Raw genomic sequence first — 17,867 nt, 5'->3', positions numbered from 1 at the left:
TGCAACTGACGAAACGACGACGTGCCCGGACCGAGTTTTGGGATCGTTGTATGACGAAACCCTTGAACCCTATCGAACTGACGGAGTTGCGCCGCAGAGCCGAGAATGCGGTGGCCTAACATCGCTTGGCTCGGAGTTGAGCTGGACGCCCGCACAATTGCGGACCTGTATCGAGTGGCGGATGGTGCGCTGTCGTTCGAAGAATTGACCGAAGACCTTCAGCGGTGGGGGCGCTCTGGAGAGCTTTCGGACAATGCGAGGCCGGTTAAAGAGGTGTTAGGCGGCCGCTTTACCGCCAGGTTCATATCGCTGTGCAAGTGGCCCACCTCAGCCGCACCGAGTCGTGCTGGGTGAGCCAACGATTGATGCCGGGATCGATCCAGTCAAGGACCTCCAGAATAGTGGCGTGTAACTCCTCCACGGTAGGATTCACCCATAGCAGCGGTTCGTGGTGCATGACCCGATTGCGAAGGTCCCGAATGCGGTTTACCGCCGCGCTAATCGGTGCGCGCTGACGCTTTCTCTTAGGACAGGTGGGAAATGCCCACATGAGACGCCTCCATAGCGTGGGCCCATGCTGAACGTTGAATAGCCGTGTCCAAGATCCGAAGGTCAGCTCGGCGACGATCTTGTCAGTCGTGGCGCCCTCCTTGCGCCTTGAGATCTTGGTGCGTGCTTCGTTCACGGCCAGGCGCAGCCAGTCGAATTCGGGCGCGGGGAGGGCAGTCCACCAGTCTGGCTGTCCGATGGACCTGGACAGGCTGTGGTGGATGGCATTCCGGAGGGCAATTTCTACCGTCTGGAGAGCGGGCATCAATGCCTGGGCCAGCAGGACGTTCTGGTCATAGGCGACGCCAGCGCGCCCCGCGTCCCCGGCATATTTGTTCAGGTAGCGCCCCATCCGGGGAACGGAGAACACCGTCTCTCGCAGTTGCCATTCCATCGGTATGCTGATCTCCGTCTTGGAGGCCGCGCCCCCTTTGCGCGTCCCCATTTAATTTGTCACATCATAGGTATCATACGTGAGATGCGCGGTGAGCCGGCATACAGCTCGTCCTCGGGAGCGTGCAAAAATGACCACCGAAAAAGATGCCCGAAACGTGCTTCGAAACCGATTCCCGAAATTTGGCTCGAAATCTGGGTTGAATTGGGCGATCAAAAACGGTACACTGATTTCGCTGCCCTAGAAATGCCACTCCCAGATGTGAATGCTGGTGATGCAACTAGGTCCGAACGATGGCCCCACTTCGGTGGGGCCTCCCTATTTGGGCGCTCGATCCATGATTTCGATTGCTCCGCTGGCCACTAGCGCTGCTGCTGCTTGAGCGCACGCGTGTTGGCCCCCAGCTCCCATAAAAAAGAAGGGCCGCCTTTAGCGGCCCTTTTTTCCGAGCCATAGTTGGGCTGGGACACATCTGGCTGGCGGCGCGTTTGCGTTAGGGAGGGTCCAAAGGCATAAGCACGAATGCCCGAATCGTTGAGCCTCGGTAATTCTAGATTTGACTACTGCACTGGGCGGAGGCACTGGCGTGTGTCAACTGTCCGGCGCCAGCGACGGCGAAACAGCGGAGTTCCAAACTGAGTGGCGTTTTCTCCGAAAAATTCCAAATTCAATGACACCTTGGTTCCAAACTCAATGATGGGGTTTTGATAAGTATCTGATTATTAAAGAGTTCTAGTTCCATGCCAGGTGAACTTCGACAGCGTCTTGTGGTGTGTCCCTTTTTTTGCGGATTGCGCTGAAGGGTCCGGGGGGCGAGAGTCTGCGCAAGAAGTTCTCTCACGCCCAAGGAGCCAATACATGCCCGCCAGCCTGCGCGCAATTCAATCGGATATCACGAAGCTTCGCGTGGACGCCATCGTCAACGCCGCGAATTCCTCATTGCTTTGGGGCGGCGAGTGTCGAATTTCGTTCGACTTGAGATTCGGTTCACTGAAGTTGGCACGTGGACGAGTGTAGATTGAGGCGGCGTGTGGATTGAAAGCCCGTTCATTGGCAGGCCGTGCCTTGCTCAATAGGTTATATATCCACTGAAGAGCGACTTGCTAGCATGTGTTGTGCTGTACGAAAGACATCATCGACATACAACTTGAGAAGATAGGATCATGACCCAGCCGCATTCAAGACGCCCACCCGCTGACGTACTGAAGACACGGTATACACCTGCGATGAAGCTTCTCTTTACGTTGGGCCTCGCAATGCTAGGGACCTACGCCCAAGCCGCCAGTTTTGATTGCAACAAGGCCGCGAGCACGACGGAAAAGTTGATCTGTAGCGATGCCGAGACCTCCGCGCTGGATGGCAAATTGCAGGGGGCCTATAAGGCAGCACTAGCCGCAACCGATGCCTATGGCAAGAAAGCGTTGGCTGAAGAACAGCGCAACTGGATTAAATACGCGCGTGGCATTTGTCAAGACAGCGCCTGCCTGCGGCAAGCATACACAAGCCGCATCGCCCTGCTGGCGCGTAATGAGAAACATATTGCCAATGGCAAGGTGTACTCGGACTGCAAGCTGCCGGGCAACCAAACCGCCAGTGGCGAATGCGTCAATGTTGTGCCGATTCGTGATCCCAACTCCCGTGTGGAATCGTTCAACCAATCGCTGGGGCAGCAGAAGCAAAACGGCCGAATCATCGGTTGTAGCCGGCTGATTGATCTGCCGGTTGGCGTCGCCGGAAGTAATCACAGTTTTGGCGGTTCCTGCGTATTGCAGGAAGGCACGCAGCGCAGGGACGTGAGGATCTGCAACGACGATATGTTCGGTCATTTCCAAGTAGAGCCGTCCACGCCGCAGGATGCCTCGGACAAGCGCCTGGTCGACTTTACTTACGCACAATGCTATGGCGGTTGATGGTAAACGTCCGGCTCTCACCGCGTAGAGGCCATCTTGGCGCTCAGGCAAGGGCTTTGCGCGGTGAGAGCCGGACGTTTACCTCACTCAGCCAGCCTCCCCATCACTTCTTCTTCTTATCCCGGTGTTCGAGGGGGACCGCGCCGGCCTGCAGGCGGCGTACCGGATCGCGCGCGACCGCGAGCTGACGCTGGCGCCGTTCGTCCATGCCATGTTCGCCACCGGCCGCTACGAGGCCAACCGCGCCGTGTTCCGCGCCCAGCCGGCCGACGACCTGGACCTGGTCGGCATCGCCCTGCACGGTCCGAAAAGGGCGGTGGACAAGGCGGTCAAGGGGCTGTCGCTGCATCCTTGATGCTGTCGCTGTCGCTGTCGCTGTCGCTGTCGCTGTCGGACGCGGGACGCGCCGGCGCGCCGTCCCGGTAGGCCACCGAGACCATGGCGCCGACGACGAACGTCATCACGATGAAGAGCGTCAGATAGGCCACGATCCAATACGGCCCGCCGTCCAGGGCGTAGCCCAGGTACTCGTACAGCGCGCTGTGGGCCAGGCCGCCCGCGCTCACCAGGATGCCCAGGGCCAGCATCAGCGGCCAGCGCGGGTAGGGCATGGCGGCGCGCACGCCGCGCAAGCCGGTTGCGCCGGTCACGGCGGCGCGCGGCAGGGCGGGCGCCAGCAGCGCCAAGCCGTACAGGATCGGCAGCCAGAGCACCAGCACCACGGGCACCAGCGCCGCGAAGAACAGGCCCGAGTCCGGGCCGTTCATCAGCGCGAACAACACGTAGGGCAGGTCGCCGGTGGCGCGCGCCAGCGTCGCCACGACCACCGCCAGCAGGCCCAGCATCACCAGGTGCCAGGCTTGCGAGGTACTGCCGCCGGCATCGATCCGCGTATCGTCCGCGCGCGCGATGACCCGGTGCCAGGCGTACGTCATGCGCGAGAATGCAATCAGGTTGACCAGCGCGGACAGCAGGAACAGGCCGCCCTTAAGCCAGTACAGCGACGCGGCCAGAATGGCGAACGGCAGCGATAATAGGAACACCGCCAGCGACCACGGCGCGGCCGCCAGCATCGCGCGGCCATGGCGCCGGATGGCGCCAGCCGTTGCGTTGAAGAATGAAATCGCTCCGCGTGCGTTCGACAAGTCGTTCCTCTGTGTGCAATCGACAGGGCCTTGTTTATACCGCAGCCGGGCCGCCCGGACATCATCGTTTGCAAGCCTTTACCACAAGAGAGGAGACCCGATGGAAGTGACCTTGAGCGGCAGGATGGGGGGCCGAGGCTATGGCGGTTGATGGTAAACGTCCGGCTCTCGTGACCGAACCGACCGCCATTGCACTTTCAGCCGAAGCCGCATCGCATAAGGGCAAGTTTTTCCTGATCGACGCCGGCTTCCTGGGAGGCGGCAGGGTTCCCGGCTTGGAAATCGCCAACGAAGAGACGCTGATCGATCCGGGGATGAACGTCATCTCGCGCCCGAATGGAATGCCAGATCAGTATCCGGCGCGTCCCCACCTGGTCCATGTTCCGCAAAAGGGCGCAATGCCCCGCGATCTGGAAGAGCTCGCTGGCATATGGATTGTTTCGGAGCCGTTGAAGCAGTTGTTTGAGCAGTTGGACGCCGAGGCGTTTGCGTTTGTGGCATGCGACTTCAGCCTTGCCGACGGCAGCCCCGGTCCTCGGTACTACCTGGGCAATGTGCTGCGCAGACTCGATGCCCTGGATGAAGCCTCTTCTCGCGTGAGAATCAAGCTCGATCACAATTATCAGACCGGCGAGGACGAGAAGCTTTATAGCCTCGTCGGCGGCGCCAGTTTGGTGTTCAAACCCGAGGTTGTGGGAGGCGCCCATATCTTCCGCCAGGACCGCATGGGAGCGCCTCCCATCTGTGACCGCGCGATGTTTGAGGCATTGCGCGCGGCCAGCTTTTCTGGCGTGCGGCTGCGCGATGTCGCCGATATCTGAGAATGTTCTGAACGACCCGGCGTGAACCGCTCCGCGCAGCCAACCGCCATCGATCGTCGAACCGGAGCCACGGACCATGCGGGCGCGCTCGCGGCTATAGTGTTGCGTCATTCCGGCCTCCCGCCCTGGCGGCGGGCCGGGACTTGTCTTTTGATTCAGGAAGCTTGCATGACCATGACCGCCGAACAGTTCCACAAACGCATCTGGGAGATCCTGGACCCCGTGGACAGCGCGTATTTCGAGGTGGTGGCCGCGCCCGCGCCCGACGCGGCCGCGATCGCGAGCCTGGAGGCCGCTGTCGGGTTCCCGCTGCCGGCGGCGTTCACGGCCTTCTGCCAGCGCACCAATGGCCTGTGCGTGATGGCGCGCGAGGAAGTCAGGCCGCGCGCCAAGGAGTTCGACGTCGGCCCCGCCTGGACCTTCTGGCGCGGCGTGGTGCTGTTGGGCATCGATGCGCCGGAGTTGCCCGAATGGGCTAGCATTTCGGCGCAGCAGCGCCAGCTTGCCGAGGCCGGTCTGCCTGGCATCCTGCCGGTGCTGAAGATCGTGGGCGACGGCAGCCGGATCTGGGGTGTGGACCAGGCGGGGGCCGTCGTGGCGATCGACGACTGGGCCGATCCGGAGCCGGTGGGCGGCGACCTCATCGATCTTTATGCCGAGCAGATCGCCGACCTGATGCGGCGTCAGCAGGACATGGCACTGCGACTGGCCGAACGCGCCAAGGGAAAACTCGGCAAGCTGCCGGGATAGCGGGCAGCGGGGCGCGGGCGGATCCGGTTGCCGGCATGCCGCCCGCCCGGAATGCGCGTCATCCGCCGGCGCGCGGGGAAAGCGCATCCGGGTACTTGACCAGGTCGGCGGCGTCGGAAACCCAGCCGTCCTTGTCGTGCCGATACAAATCCAGCCGCTGGCGCATTTCTGGCGTCCATCCGGTCCGGGCCGACATTGCGCACAGCAGTCCCAGGCCGATGCGCCGCATGCCGGCATTGCTTTCGGCGCCCAACCACGCTTCGACCTGGGTGAGCTGATCCAGGCGCGCGCCAGCCACCGTGTCCGCGAGCGCATCCAGGACGTCGCCAACGACGCCGGGATGCAGTAAATCCGAGGCCGCGGATTGCCGCGCGAGCGCCAGCGCGGCCTCTGGACGCAACACCGAGAACGCCAGTCGTAGCGCCAGTCCCGGATGCCAGCGCCTGGCCAGCAGGGCCGCGGCCAGCATGTCCGCCGACGCGGCCAGTTCCAACTGGCCACGCTGCCGTTGCTGCTGGTACGCGGCGACAACCGCGGCCAATGCATGCGCCCGCTTCAGGCCCGCGAAACTGTCCGCCAGTTCGCGCGGCAGGCTTCCCGCATAAATGCCCAGCAGCGCGCCTGCCGCGAGTTCGACCAGCGACACATCGACATCTCCGAGCCGCGCGGCCAGCGCCTGGTACAACGCGGGTGCGCCTTGCCCCGGAGGCATCGCGATCAGTCGTTCCAGCGTTTCCTTGCGGATCTGGGCATCGGAATGCCCGAGCAGCAAGGCGAGATGCTGGCTCAGGGCGCGCTGGCCATCCGGAGAAAGGCCCGTCGGCGGAATGCGGATGGTTGCGCGCGCCAGGGCCGGCGGCCCGCTGCGCGCGGCGGCGTGCAATCTGGGCCAGACCTCGGGACGGTCGAGGAAGTTCCAGTACGCTCGCGCCAAGGCGATCGCCACGTCCTGATGCAGCTTGGGCTCGGCTTCGATCCGGGCAAGAAATGCGAAGGCGCCATCCGTCCTCAGGTCGCCGGCAAGGCGGACGATCTCCTTGGCGACGGTGATCTTGCTTCGCGGCGCGCGGTCCAGCAGTTCCAGCACCTGCGCGGGGCGCAGGTTCATCAAGGATCGCCGCAAGGCATAGATGGCGACCCGGGCCCGGCCGTCATCCAGTGCCTGTATCAGCGCCGCCACCCCGCGTCCGGCATCGGCGCGTCCGAGCGCTTCCAGCGCCTTGTCACGCAGCGCCTGGTCGGGCGTGTCGAGGCGCGCCAGGTCGACCAGCGGCGCCAGGTCGATGGATGGCATGGCCGCATAGCGCTGGACGCAGCCGTAGAGTTCCCAGGCGTTGCGCTGCGTGCTGGTGAGGATATCGAGCAGTTCGGCGGCATAGCATTGCTGCTGGGCCGCCGTCCACCGGAAGAATCCGTCTTCGTAGGCGGGGAGAAATGCCGCCTTGCCGCTGGGAAACCGCCCCTTGTAGACGCGGGCGGTCAGAAACGGCGTCAGCAGGTCTTGCCTGCGACGATGCAGATGCGAGGAGACCGCGGACACCTGGATCCAGCTCGGATCGGCCCCCAGCAGTTGGGGAATCAATTCCGCCGCGCGCTTGCGCAGTCCGAGCCGCACCAGCGCGTCCAGCCCGGAACGCGCCACATTGCCGCGTTTGTCGCGGGCCAGGTCGGAGATCATGTCGACAAACAGGTCCACGGCCTTCGCCCGGCATCCGAAGCCAAAGACGAGTTGCAGCGCCACCTGGGCGCGATCGCGCCGGATCCAGGTCTCGAGCAGCCCCATCAGGTGCGGGGCGATCCGGCGCAGTTCGCCATCGCTCATGCGGGATTCCCAGTGCCCCTGGCGCAGGTTGCCCATGCCGCCCATGCGCTCGACAAGGCCGGGCAGCGCGGCCACGACAAATGCGGTGTGGGGGGTGATGATGGACATCAACCATTGCATGGCCGCCAGCATGGTCTGGTGCGAGCAGTCGCGGGCGCGCAATGCGGCATCGATGAGCGCGGTGAACCCGGGCAGGTGCCCGGCTTCCCAGCGCGAAGGCGGCAGTGCCGCCAGGGCCGTCAGCATGGCAAGTCGCACAGGGTCCTGCTCGTTCTCGCGGGCCCGGCAGAAATCCAGAATGGCGGCCAGGCTCGATGCCTCGTATCGTCCTGTCCCTGCCACCGCCGCCACGGCCTGCGCGCGCAGCTCGCCATCGGGCTGCGACAGGAACGGCTGGGCCAGGGTCAGCGCTTCCTGGAATGGCAGGCAGGACAGGTACGGCAGCCGGACCAGCGGCTCGGCGGCGAGGCGTGGCGACGAGAACGCGCGGCGCGCTTCGGCCTGCCGGGCAGCGCTGGATAGTTCCCGCACGAACTCGAACGGCAAGGCCCCGCTGTCCTCGCGCCAGGCTTCGCCGCCCTGGCGATAGAGGGCGTCCCGCTGGCTTGCATGCAGTTGCTGGAAGACCGCGTGCAGGTCGGGGAGCGCGTCAACCGACAACAGTTTGCAGAGCGCGGACGCCTCCAGGCGCCGCAGGGTCTGCAGGGTGAAGGGAATGCGCTGTCTGCCGCCCAGGTCCTCGACGATGGCGGCGATCTGCGCCGGGAAGAAAGAGGCATAGCGCGCCAGCGGCAAATCCTGGACGGGAATGCGGGCGACCGCCACGCGCAACAGGCTCAACCCGGCCGCCCGGTCGCTGCGCAGCATGCGATAGAGCGCCGCCCTGATGGCAACGCGCAATGCATAGGAGGGATTGCCGGACTGCTCCAGTTCGTGCGCCAGCCTGTCGCGCACGAGCCTCGGCAAGCGCTGCGCCAGCGCCGCCCACTGCGGCGCCTCCAGCAATGCAACCTGTTCGGCATCCAGGCTGGCGCCGATGAATGCATCCGTCGTCCAAGGCAGCAGATGGCGGCGCGCCGCGCCTTCGAGTGTCGGATAGACGGCATCGTTGACCTGCCCGCGCCCGGCTCGCCAGAGCTGGCGGGCGAGCTCCCGGCGGCACGGCTTTGTCATGTCGGGCATCAGGCGGACCAGGATCTCGTCTGGCACCACACGCGCCGCCAGTCGGGCGGCACGCAACACCAGCATGGGCGATGGGTCGGCGAGCAGCGTGACGATCAGATCCGTCGCGCGCGAGCCGCTGGCCGACATCAGCGCCAGCAGCCGCTCGTAGTGGATCTCCGATTGCGCCAGCGACTTCAGGTCTTCGGCAAGCCGCGCATCCGCGATGGACTCACGACCGAGCGCCACCATCCGCCCGTAACGTTGATCATGGCCGAGGAGGGCGACCTCCGCGAGGATGCGCCGCGTGGACGGGCGGTGTTCTTTCCGTGGGGGCGTCATGGTCATGGGCAGGCAGTCGTAGGGTGGGCAGGGCGCCATTCGCACGGCGCGGCGGGGATCCGCAACGGGGATAGTAAATCGATTCGGCCCGCTGGCTTTCCGATTGGACCCCGCGCCAGGCCCGCGCGCGCGGGCGAACGTCCTGGGCACCTTGGTGGCCGACGTACGGCAAGACCGGAACCGGCTCGCCCGGCAGCCACGGCGTCTACACGCTGGCCAACTGAACGTGCTGGTCATCCGCGAGCGATGGATCAACGATGCCCTGGGCGTGATGCGGTCCCTGTCGGTCGAGGTGGCCTTCTACCTGCTGTTTCCGCTGGGCGCGCTGGTGTCGCGGGCGTGTTCCACGCCGTTGAACCTGCGCCTGCGGCGGCTGTGGCGGCTTGGCCGCGGACTGCGTTGACGGGCGCGTGGAGCAAGGGGGAGCGGGCAGGGAGGCCTGCGGCCACTTACACCTGGGCCATGCCGCCATCGACGAACAGTTCGATGCCGTTGACGAAGCTGGCCGCGTCGGAGGCGAGGAACGCCACGGCCTTGCCGATTTCCCGCGGTTCGCCCAGGCGTCCCAACGGCACCTGCGCGGCCAGGTGATCGAACAAGCCCTGGCGCGCCTCGTCGGGAACCAGTCCGCCCAGGCCTGGCGTGCGGATCGGCCCCGGGCTGACGACGTTGACGCGAATGCCCCGATCCTTGAGGTCCAGCGCCCAGGAGCGGGCGAAGTTGCGCACGGCGGCCTTGCTGGCGCTGTAAACGCTGAAGTTCGCGGTGCCCTGGATCGACACGGTCGAGGCCGTCAGGATCACCGAAGCGCCATCCACCAGCAGCGGCAACGCCTTTTGCACGGTGAACAGGGTGCCGCGCACGTTGGTGCCGAAAATGCGGTCGAAGTGCTCCTCGGTGATCGCGCCCAGCGGCAGCATGTCGCCACCGCCCGCGTTGGCCAACAGGATATCCAGTTTGCCTGCGGTCCGGGCGATCTGCGCGTAGACATTGTCCAGGTCGCCCAGCACCGCGGCGTCGGCGCGGATGCCGGCGGCCGCGCCGCCCAGGGCAGCCACGGCGGCGTCCAGTTCCGCCTGGCGCCGGCCGGTGATGAATACGCGCGCGCCCTGCGCCGCCAATTCCTGCGCGGCGGCAAAGCCGATGCCGGTGGTGCCGCCGGTGACGAGTGCGATCTTGCCGTTCAGTTGCTGATTCATGGTGTTCTCCAGATCCTTTTTGCTCGGTTGCCCGTCAACGTCTCACGGCGCCGGATGCATTCCGAAGCGCTGGCGTTGCAGGGTATGGCGTCACTTTAAGGACCTCTGGATATTGAATAAATACTGTAAAATCGAAATAACTATCCATACATGTGGATAATTTGCTTGCTCCGGGAGAAGAAATCCGCATGGATCAGTTGACGGCCATACGCGCCTTTTCACGGGTGGTGGAGGCAGGCAGCTTCACTCGGGCGGCAGACTCGCTCGACATGCCCAATGCCACGCTCAGCAAGCTGGTTCAGGACCTGGAAACGCACCTGGGCGTGCGCCTGCTGCAGCGCACGACGCGCCGCGTCACCGTCACGCCGGAAGGTCGCGATTACTACGACAAGGCCTTGCGCATCGTGCGCGACCTGGAAGACATCGACAGCTCATTCAATGCGGGGCAGGGCAGGCCGAAAGGGCACCTGCGCATCGATGTCGGAGGCTCCACCGCGCGCGATGTGTTGATCCCTGCCATGCCGGATTTTCTTGCGCGGTATCCCGACATACGGATCGACCTGGGCGTGTCGGATCGTACGGTCAATCTCATCAGTGATAACGTCGATTGCGTGATCCGCGGCGGCCCCCTTGACGATTCCTCGCTGGTGGCGCGGCATATCGGCACGGCCGATCTCATCACTTGCGCCGCGCCGGCATACCTCAAGCACTTCGGCACGCCGGCGTATCCGGAGGAGCTGAAGAACGGTCACAGGCTGGTGAGCTATCTTTCCCCGCAGAACGGACGCGCATTTCCGTTCCGCTTCGAGCGGGACGGAGACAAGCGGGAGATCAAGGCCGAGCACCGCGTGGGTGTCAACGAAAGCAATGCGCATCTGGCCGCGGCGCTGGCCGGCCTGGGTATCATCCAGACTTTCACCTATGCGGCCCGGGCCGCGCTGGACGGTGGCGCGCTCGTGGAGATCCTGAAACCCTGGCGGCCCCAACCCTATCCGTTCCATGTGGTCTATCCGCACAATCGCCACGTGACACAGCGCCTGCGTGTGTTCATCGACTGGCTCATGGAAAACCTGCCGCCTCGGCTCAGGCCCTGAGATCGCGGCTGCCGTGATCCGCCATGGCGGCGGTGTGGCCGGGCTCCTCACGAGAGGGACGTCCGGCGCCCGGGCGAGCGTCCCGCCTCATGCCTGCGGCCGATGGCACACCGCTTCCACGTTGTGGCCTATCGATCGCGCGGCGCGATCGGGTATTCTGCCGGCGTGTACCCGCGAAGGAGCGCGATCCTGTCACCGCAGAAATCGATTCGTCGAGACCTGGCGATCCTCTGGTTCTGGATCGCCATCGTCGCGCTGGTGCTGGCGGGCCTGCTGGTGACACTCAGCCGCCAGGGCGCCAGTTCCCAGGTCGCTCGTGCGCGCGACCTGGCGGCGGTCAGTTGCGAGGCCTTGCGCGCTGGCGCGGGGCGCCTGCAACAGGTCGGCGCGGCCAGCCCGCAAGCAGAGGCGTCCGGCCTGCCGGGCGCCCAGGCCATCCTCGATCTGGCCTTGCGGGACCGCCCCGGCATGGAAGGCGGCTTCTGGCGGCCGGGCGCCGGGGTGGTCGCCTATGCCTTTCCCACCTATGACGGCACCGGCATCAAGCGTGACCCGCCCAGCGCGGAGCTGGAGCGCATCGGCGCCACGGCGCAGCGCGCGCTGGATGCGGCCGAGCTGGTGACCGACATGCGGCCCGGCCTGCGTGAAGCCGTGGTCTTCGCCGCCTGTCCCGCCGACACGCCGAATGACCCGCTCGCCGCCTGGACCCTGACGCGCGTGCCGCTGATCGGCGGCGACGTGATCAATGCGCTGATCCTGGCGGTCAGCCTGTTGCTGGGCATGGTCGTGGTATCGGGCCTCTGGCTCGGCCGCACTTTCGTTCGCTGGCGCCGACAATCCGACGACATGCAGCGCCAACTGCAGCAGGCCGAACGGCTCGCCACATTGGGGCGCATGTCCGCGGGCCTGGCCCACGAGATCCGCAACCCCCTCGGCACCATGCGCATGAAAGTCGAGAACGCGCTGGCGGCGCCCGGGCCGGTCCGGGAGGCGCGCGTGGCTGGCGCCCTCGAGGCGGTGCTGGCACAGACCGAGCGTCTCGAATCGCTGGTGGCCAGCCTGCTGGCCCTGACTCAGCCGTTTCGCGTCGAGCGCCAGGTGCTTGATCTGACCGCCTTCCTGGAGGAGCGGGCGCAGACGCATGCGGCGATGGCGCAGAAATCCGGCATCCGGCTGACGACGGTGGCCCGTGACGTATCCGGCGCGCGCGCGTGGTTCGATCCGGCGCAGATGGCGCGGGCGTTCGACAACCTGCTGCTGAACGCGCTGGCGCACACGGGCGACGGGGGGAGCATCGAGCTTGGCGCCGGCCGCAGTCCGCGCGGCGCCTTGTTGTTGTGGGTCGCCGATGATGGCGCCGGCGTGCCGGAAGCATTGCGCGAAACCCTGTTCGAGCCGTTCGCCACGGCCCGCGCGGGCGGATCCGGCCTGGGGCTTGCCCTGGTGCGGGAAATCGTCCAGGCGCACGGCGGGCAGGTCCGGTTGGCGGGGACCGCGCGGGGCGCCCGCATTGAGATGGAGCTGCCATGGCCCGCATCCTGATCGTCGACGACGACGCGGCATTTCGCGACAGCCTGACCGAGACGCTGCAAGACCTGGGGCATACGGTGTTGCAGGCCTCGTCGACCCTCGCGGGCCTGAACCGCCTGCGCGCCGAGGCCGTGGATCTGGCCATCGTCGATCTGCGCATGCCGGGCGATGACGGGTTGGCGTTCCTTCGCAAGGCGTCCGAGCTGTCGCCGGTTCCCTGCATCATGCTGACCGCCTATGCGAGCGGCGCCAACACGATCGACGCCATGCGCCTGGGGGCATTCGACCACCTGACCAAGCCGGTGGCGCGGGCCGCCCTGGTGGAGACGCTGGATCGGGCGTTGAGCAGCGTGGCGGCGGCCGGCGATGACGCTGCCAGCGCCGACGCCGCGCCGGTCGACGACTTCGAGCTGGTCAGCGGCAGCGCCGCCATGCGCGAGGTCTTCAAGCGCATCGGCATGGCGGCGCGCGGCGATGCCACGGTGCTGATCCTGGGCGAAACGGGCACGGGCAAGGAGCTGGTGGCCCGCGCGCTGCATCGCAGCAGCGCGCGGGCGGCGCGGCCTTTCGTCGCCGTCAATTGCGCCGCCATTCCAGACGAACTCATGGAAAGCGAGCTGTTCGGCCACCTTAAAGGGGCGTTTACCGGCGCCATCAGCGATCGCGCCGGACGTTTTCGCGAGGCCGAGGGCGGCACGCTGTTTCTCGATGAGATCGGCGATATGCCGCTGGCGACGCAGGCCAAGATCCTGCGCGTGTTGCAGGAACGGGAAATCACCCCCATCGGCGGGGCGCGTGTCGTGCCCGTGAACGTGCGTATCGTCGCGGCGACCCACCGCGATCTGCCGGCGGCGGTCGCGGCGGGGCGGTTCCGCGAGGATCTCTGGTATCGGCTGCAGGTGGTGCCGATCGCGTTGCCGCCGCTGCGCGAGCGGTTGGGCGATGTGGTGCTGCTGGCCGAGCATTTCCTGAGGCGTATCGGCGCAGGCTCGCCCAAGCGCCTTTCCAGCGCGGCCGCGCAGCGGCTGCTGGCGCACGCCTGGCCCGGCAACGTGCGCGAACTGCGCAACGCCATGGAGCGCGCGGCGGTGCTTTGCCGCGGCACCACCATCGGCCCCGAGCATATCGGCCTGCCATCCTTGCACGCCACGCAGGAGGCCCAGGGCGGTATCGCCCTGGATGGCCCGCTGGCTGACGCGGTGGCGGCACTGGAGCGCGCCATGATCCGACGCGCCTTGGCGGCCACGGCCGGCAATCGCGCCGAGGCCGCGCGCCGGCTCGGCCTGTCGCGCCAGCAGCTCTACCGAAAGTTGGCCGAACACGGCCTGGAATGAGGTGTCCGGCCCTGTGACGCCGTGGTGTCACAGGATCGGACGCCGCGGGGCCGTCGGGCGGCGCAACTCATTGATTTGCAGGGAACTCCTTGTTGGCACACGGTTTGCATGGAAACCGGTGTGTTCACTGCCGGTGCAAGGAGTCCATCATGTCTCGATCCGCATTCGCCTTTTTCGCCCTCGCCGCGGCCGTTGTCGCGGGCATGGCCTGCGCCGCGCCGCCGCCTGCGGGCGCGACGCCAACGCCTGCTGGCGCGACGCCGCCGCCCCTTGGCGCGACGCCGCCGCCCGCGCCCGACGCCGCCGCGTCGACGGTGGCGCAGGGACAAGTCCAGCGTCTGCTGATGAACCCTTATGGCGAGGTCGACGGCCTGCGGCTGGTCGATGGCACCGTGGCGCGGTTCCCGCCGCATCTGTCCCAGGCGCTCAGCGCCGCCGTCAAACCTGGCGACGCCGTTCGCATCATCGGCCGCCCGCAATCGCGCGGCAACGTCAAGGCCGATGCCATCGTCAACACCACCAGCGGCCAGACGGTGTACGACCAGCCGCCGGCGCCGGATACGGGACGGCCGCTGCCGCCGCACCTGCGCGCGCAGGCGTTGCGGCCGCAGCGGGTCGAAGGCCAGGTCGATACCGTGCTGACCGGCCCGCGCGGTGAAGCCAACGGCGTCATCCTGACCGATGGCAGCATCGTCCGCTTCCCGCCGGAAAGCCTGCGTCTATCGGTGCTGCCCGGAGCCTCCTTCGCCGCCGATGGCCTGGGGACGCGCAACGCCCTGGGCACGTCGCTGGAGGCGATCCGCATGGGCACCAGCCTGTCGGCGCTGCAACCCCTGTACGACCGCGCTCCCTGACCGCCGTCGCGCCCATTCGGACCGAGCCGCTGCGCCGATCGCCGGCGGCTTCTCCGTCATCCGCCCGAGAACCCTGAAGATGTCCCCCAAATTCTTGCCCGTCGCGCTGTTGCTGGTCTCTAACGTGTTCATGACGTTCGCCTGGTATGGGCACCTCAAGTTCGGCGAGCGTCCGCTGTATGTCGTCGTCCTGGCCAGTTGGCTGATCGCCTTCGCCGAATACTGCTTCGCGGTGCCGGCGAACCGCATCGGACACGCCGTCTACAGCGCCGCCGAACTCAAGACCATGCAGGAAGTCATCACGTTGACGGTGTTCGCCGTGTTTTCGGTGTTCTACCTTGGTGAACGGCTGACGCTCAATCACCTGGTCGGCTTCGGCTGCATCGGACTGGGCGCGTTCTTCGTTTTCAAGGGCCCGTTGCCTTAGGACGCGATCATGTCGATTCCGAAAGCGGATAACGACCCGCGGCGCTGGCTCGCCGGCGTCAATTTCTTCCTGGCTGATGTGCGTGACGGCCTGGGCCCGTTTCTGGGCGTTTTCCTGCTCGGCCATGGCTGGCAAGCCGATGCCATCGGTTACCTGATGACGGCGGCCGGTCTGGCGGGCATGCTGGCCACGACGCCGATGGGCGCGTGGGTGGACGCGTCCCGCCGCAAGCGCGGCTTGCTCGCCGGCGCCACCTTGGCGCTGATCGCCTGCAACGTGGCGTTGTGGGCGATGCCCGTCGCCAGTGTCGCGGCCGCGACGCAGGTCCTGGCCGCCATCATCGGCGCGCTGTTTGCGCCTGCCATCATGGGGCTCACGCTGGGTCTGGTCGGCCCGCGCGGCCTGCCGCGGCAGCTTGGCTTGAACGAGGCCTGGAATCATGCGGGAAACGTGGTGGCCGCGGCACTGGCCGGCCTGGCGGGCTACCGCTGGGGGCTGTCCGCCGTCTTCGTATTGATGATGATCGTGCCGTGTGGCGCGTTTCTCTGCCTGGCCCGCATCCGGCCGTCCGCAATCGATCATGAGGTCGCTCGCGGCGCGGCGCCGAGCGCGCGGCCCCAGGCATCCCAGGCACAAGTGCCGACGATCTGGCAGGTGCTGTCGCGCTCGAAGGCGCTGCGCCTGCTGGCGCTCGTCATGATGCTGTTCCATCTCGGCAACGCGGCCATGCTGCCGCTGCTGGGGCAGGCCGCCACCTCGCGTGGGGAGGCCGATCCCAGCGCCTACACGGCGTTGACCATCATCGTGGCGCAACTGGTGATGATCCCGGTAGCGTTGCTGGCGGGGCGCTACGCCCGTCGGTACGGCTATTGGCGGATTCTGACGCTGGCCTGCGCTGTCCTGCCCGTGCGGGGATTGCTGGCCGCCACGTTGCCGCCGACCTGCGCCCTGGTGCCGGTGCAGATGATGGATGGCGTCGCCGCGGGCCTGGTGGGCGTGGCGCTGCCCGGCCTGGTGGCATCCATCCTGCGCGGGAGCGGACATGTCAATGCCGGGTTGGGCGCCGTCATGGCCGTCCAGGGCGTCGGCGCGGCGCTCAGCCCGGCATTGGCCGGCTGGGTGGCGCAGCGCTTTGGCTATGGGCCGGCGTTCATTGCGCTGAGCGTGGCCGCGGCCGTATCGTTGGGACTGATCGTGACGCATCGGGCCGAATGCGGGGGCGCCCGATCCGCCAGGGCAGGACGAGTCCCCGACGTACACTCTTCATATTGAACATGCTGGTCCCTGGGGCGGGAGAGTACGCCATGCTATCGACATTGATCTACCGCAGCCGAGTCTGCGAACCCTTGGATGCCGATGCGCTCGGCGTTCTCGTCCGCAAAGCCCGAGCGCGCAATGCGTCGTTGAACGTCACGGGGATACTGCTTTTTGACGGGGTTCACTTTGTTCAGTTGCTGGAGGGGGGCGCACGGGAATTGGCGGTGCTGTTCGAGGCCATCCAGCGGGACGAGCGGCACGCGAATGTCGTGCATCTCCTGCGCGACCAGGGGCCATTTCGTCGCTTCGAGGGCGACCAGATGGCGATGGTCGACCTGCGTGAACTCGACTCGAAGCGGGTGGCAGCGCTGATTCTCGAGAAAATGAAGCGGAAAGCCAGGTTGGCGGCCAGCGACGACCGGGTCATCCAGATTCTCTCGTGGTATGCGCTTGCGCGCGGCACAAGCCATATCGTTGAAGGGGAAAGCGCGCGCAACTGGCGATTCGTGACGGAGGGCGAGGCAGCGCCCGGGCAGGGCTTGCTGGCGGAGCAGGCGTATCAGTTTGCCTTGCAGCCGATTGTCGAGCCCATGCGTCGAACGGTTACTTCCTTCGAGTTCCTGATCCGCAGCGGAACCGGCGGATCGCCCGAACAGTTGTTCTCCAGCGTTCCCCCCGTCCAGCGCTACCGGATGGACCTGGAGTCCAAAGCGTCCGCGTTCCGATTGGCGCGTCGCCTGCGCCTGGAAGACGTCAAGCTGTCGGTGAATCTGCTGCCCATGTCGTTGGTTGCGGATCCCGCGGCGGTGGACCATCTGCTTGACCAGATCGCCGCATGCGGCCTGTCGCCCCAACAGGTGATCGTCGAGGTTACCGAGCAGGAGGCCGTCGCCAACCAGGGGGATTTCGGCGCTGCCATCGAACGCTTGCGCAGAGCCGGGATCGGCGTGGCGATTGACGATTTTGGCGCGGGCTTTGCCGGCCTGTCCCTGCTGGCCGAATTCCAGCCCGACAAGCTCAAGATCGACCGCAAGCTCATCCAGAATATCCATTCGGACGGCCCTCGGCAGGCGATCGTGCGCGCGATTCTCGAGGCGTGCACGGCCATGGGCATCATGCCCGTGGCCGAGGGGGTGGAACGAATAGAGGAATGGTGCTGGCTCGAGGCGGCCGGCTTGAAGCGCTTCCAAGGCTACCTGTTCGCCAGGCCCGCGCTGAATTGCCAGCCCGAAATCAGGTGGCCTGAACGGGTTGCCCCGAGCCAGGTCGCCTGAGGGG

Annotated in this window: 15 protein-coding genes and 2 pseudogenes; 13 read left to right on the top strand and 4 right to left on the bottom strand. The window is 66.1% G+C overall.

Annotation, left to right across the window (positions count from 1 at the left end; translation table 11 throughout):
* Positions 1-301: 301 nt before the first annotated feature.
* On the bottom strand, positions 302-943 hold the full coding sequence (locus ACUDCK_RS24290) for a hypothetical protein (RefSeq protein ID WP_175167095.1): 642 nt from the start codon (positions 941-943) through the stop codon (positions 302-304).
* Between the two features lie 858 nt (positions 944-1,801).
* On the opposite strand from ACUDCK_RS24290, the pseudogene ACUDCK_RS24285 reads away from it, so the two are divergent.
* The 3 genes and pseudogenes from ACUDCK_RS24285 to ACUDCK_RS24275 all read left to right on the top strand — a co-directional run.
* Positions 1,802-1,897 (top strand): annotated as a pseudogene (locus ACUDCK_RS24285) (O-acetyl-ADP-ribose deacetylase); the annotation flags it as partial.
* A gap of 209 nt (positions 1,898-2,106) precedes the next feature.
* Positions 2,107-2,853 carry a lysozyme inhibitor LprI family protein gene (locus ACUDCK_RS24280; RefSeq protein WP_240317449.1) on the top strand — a complete coding sequence of 249 codons (747 nt, stop codon included), beginning with the start codon at positions 2,107-2,109 and terminating at the stop codon, positions 2,851-2,853.
* Positions 2,854-2,971: 118 nt separating this feature from the next.
* A pseudogene (locus ACUDCK_RS24275) lies at positions 2,972-3,208 on the top strand (DUF2000 family protein); the annotation flags it as partial.
* Here the strand turns inward: ACUDCK_RS24275 and ACUDCK_RS24270 are convergent.
* On the bottom strand, positions 3,183-3,998 hold the full coding sequence (locus ACUDCK_RS24270) for a hypothetical protein (protein WP_175167096.1): 816 nt from the start codon (positions 3,996-3,998) through the stop codon (positions 3,183-3,185). The pseudogene ACUDCK_RS24275 and the gene ACUDCK_RS24270 sit on opposite strands and share 26 nt — an antisense overlap.
* 170 nt (positions 3,999-4,168) lie before the next feature.
* Here ACUDCK_RS24270 and ACUDCK_RS24265 point away from each other — a divergent pair, with 170 nt between their 5' ends.
* The gene (locus ACUDCK_RS24265; RefSeq protein ID WP_244976864.1) at positions 4,169-4,819 is read left to right on the top strand and encodes an imm11 family protein; all 651 of its coding nucleotides are present in this window, start codon (positions 4,169-4,171) and stop codon (positions 4,817-4,819) included.
* Positions 4,820-4,987: 168 nt separating this feature from the next.
* Positions 4,988-5,569, top strand: a complete 582-nt coding sequence (locus ACUDCK_RS24260; RefSeq protein ID WP_244976865.1) for an SMI1/KNR4 family protein — start codon at positions 4,988-4,990, stop codon at positions 5,567-5,569.
* A 58-nt stretch (positions 5,570-5,627) separates the two neighbouring features.
* Here the strand turns inward: ACUDCK_RS24260 and ACUDCK_RS24255 are convergent, their stop codons facing one another.
* The gene (locus ACUDCK_RS24255) at positions 5,628-8,900 is read right to left on the bottom strand and encodes a hypothetical protein (protein ID WP_175167098.1); all 3,273 of its coding nucleotides are present in this window, start codon (positions 8,898-8,900) and stop codon (positions 5,628-5,630) included.
* Between the two features lie 220 nt (positions 8,901-9,120).
* On the opposite strand from ACUDCK_RS24255, the gene ACUDCK_RS24250 reads away from it, so the two are divergent.
* A complete protein-coding gene (locus tag ACUDCK_RS24250) occupies positions 9,121-9,297 on the top strand; it encodes a hypothetical protein (RefSeq protein ID WP_175167099.1) in 177 nt (58 codons plus the stop codon).
* Between the two features lie 46 nt (positions 9,298-9,343).
* On the opposite strand, the gene ACUDCK_RS24245 is transcribed toward ACUDCK_RS24250, so the two are convergent.
* Positions 9,344-10,093 (bottom strand): SDR family NAD(P)-dependent oxidoreductase, encoded by a 750-nt coding sequence (locus ACUDCK_RS24245; RefSeq protein ID WP_054500731.1) that lies wholly within the window; start codon positions 10,091-10,093, stop codon positions 9,344-9,346.
* A 188-nt stretch (positions 10,094-10,281) separates the two neighbouring features.
* Between ACUDCK_RS24245 and ACUDCK_RS24240 the strand changes: the two genes are divergently transcribed.
* The 7 genes from ACUDCK_RS24240 to ACUDCK_RS24210 all read left to right on the top strand — a co-directional run bounded on the left by ACUDCK_RS24240 (position 10,282) and on the right by ACUDCK_RS24210 (position 17,863).
* Positions 10,282-11,187, top strand: coding sequence for a LysR family transcriptional regulator (locus ACUDCK_RS24240; protein WP_054500732.1), 906 nt, complete (start codon positions 10,282-10,284; stop codon positions 11,185-11,187).
* A gap of 165 nt (positions 11,188-11,352) precedes the next feature.
* Positions 11,353-12,729, top strand: a complete 1,377-nt coding sequence (locus ACUDCK_RS24235; RefSeq protein WP_244976866.1) for a sensor histidine kinase — start codon at positions 11,353-11,355, stop codon at positions 12,727-12,729.
* A complete protein-coding gene (locus ACUDCK_RS24230; protein WP_175167100.1) occupies positions 12,714-14,051 on the top strand; it encodes a sigma-54-dependent transcriptional regulator in 1,338 nt (445 codons plus the stop codon). Before ACUDCK_RS24235 ends, ACUDCK_RS24230 begins: the two co-directional genes overlap by 16 nt.
* 149 nt (positions 14,052-14,200) lie before the next feature.
* On the top strand, positions 14,201-14,905 hold the full coding sequence (locus ACUDCK_RS24225) for a hypothetical protein (RefSeq protein WP_175167101.1): 705 nt from the start codon (positions 14,201-14,203) through the stop codon (positions 14,903-14,905).
* 79 nt (positions 14,906-14,984) lie between these two features.
* Positions 14,985-15,332, top strand: a complete 348-nt coding sequence (locus ACUDCK_RS24220; RefSeq protein WP_054500735.1) for a DMT family protein — start codon at positions 14,985-14,987, stop codon at positions 15,330-15,332.
* A gap of 9 nt (positions 15,333-15,341) precedes the next feature.
* Positions 15,342-16,604, top strand: a complete 1,263-nt coding sequence (locus ACUDCK_RS24215; protein WP_054500736.1) for an MFS transporter — start codon at positions 15,342-15,344, stop codon at positions 16,602-16,604.
* Between the two features lie 32 nt (positions 16,605-16,636).
* On the top strand, positions 16,637-17,863 hold the full coding sequence (locus ACUDCK_RS24210; protein ID WP_054501208.1) for a diguanylate phosphodiesterase: 1,227 nt from the start codon (positions 16,637-16,639) through the stop codon (positions 17,861-17,863).
* The last annotated feature ends 4 nt before the right edge of the window (positions 17,864-17,867 follow it).

It is taken from the genome of Achromobacter sp. CF-sbj1-Ac2-l, assembly GCF_052698165.1.
This window is presented reverse-complemented; position numbering and strand designations above follow the sequence as displayed.

Excerpts from the sequence above, each read along its gene's own strand:
- ACUDCK_RS24290 (WP_175167095.1), bottom strand. The coding sequence starts at position 943 with ATGGAATGGCAACTGCGAGAGACGGTGTTCTCCGTTCCCCGGATGGGG.
- ACUDCK_RS24280 (WP_240317449.1), top strand. The coding sequence starts at position 2,107 with ATGACCCAGCCGCATTCAAGACGCCCACCCGCTGACGTACTGAAGACA.
- ACUDCK_RS24260 (WP_244976865.1), top strand. The coding sequence starts at position 4,988 with ATGACCATGACCGCCGAACAGTTCCACAAACGCATCTGGGAGATCCTG.
- ACUDCK_RS24255 (WP_175167098.1), bottom strand. The coding sequence starts at position 8,900 with ATGACCATGACGCCCCCACGGAAAGAACACCGCCCGTCCACGCGGCGC.
- ACUDCK_RS24245 (WP_054500731.1), bottom strand. The coding sequence starts at position 10,093 with ATGAATCAGCAACTGAACGGCAAGATCGCACTCGTCACCGGCGGCACC.
- ACUDCK_RS24240 (WP_054500732.1), top strand. The coding sequence starts at position 10,282 with ATGGATCAGTTGACGGCCATACGCGCCTTTTCACGGGTGGTGGAGGCA.
- ACUDCK_RS24230 (WP_175167100.1), top strand. The coding sequence starts at position 12,714 with ATGGCCCGCATCCTGATCGTCGACGACGACGCGGCATTTCGCGACAGC.
- ACUDCK_RS24225 (WP_175167101.1), top strand. The coding sequence starts at position 14,201 with ATGTCTCGATCCGCATTCGCCTTTTTCGCCCTCGCCGCGGCCGTTGTC.
- ACUDCK_RS24220 (WP_054500735.1), top strand. The coding sequence starts at position 14,985 with ATGTCCCCCAAATTCTTGCCCGTCGCGCTGTTGCTGGTCTCTAACGTG.
- ACUDCK_RS24215 (WP_054500736.1), top strand. The coding sequence starts at position 15,342 with ATGTCGATTCCGAAAGCGGATAACGACCCGCGGCGCTGGCTCGCCGGC.
- ACUDCK_RS24210 (WP_054501208.1), top strand. The coding sequence starts at position 16,637 with ATGCTATCGACATTGATCTACCGCAGCCGAGTCTGCGAACCCTTGGAT.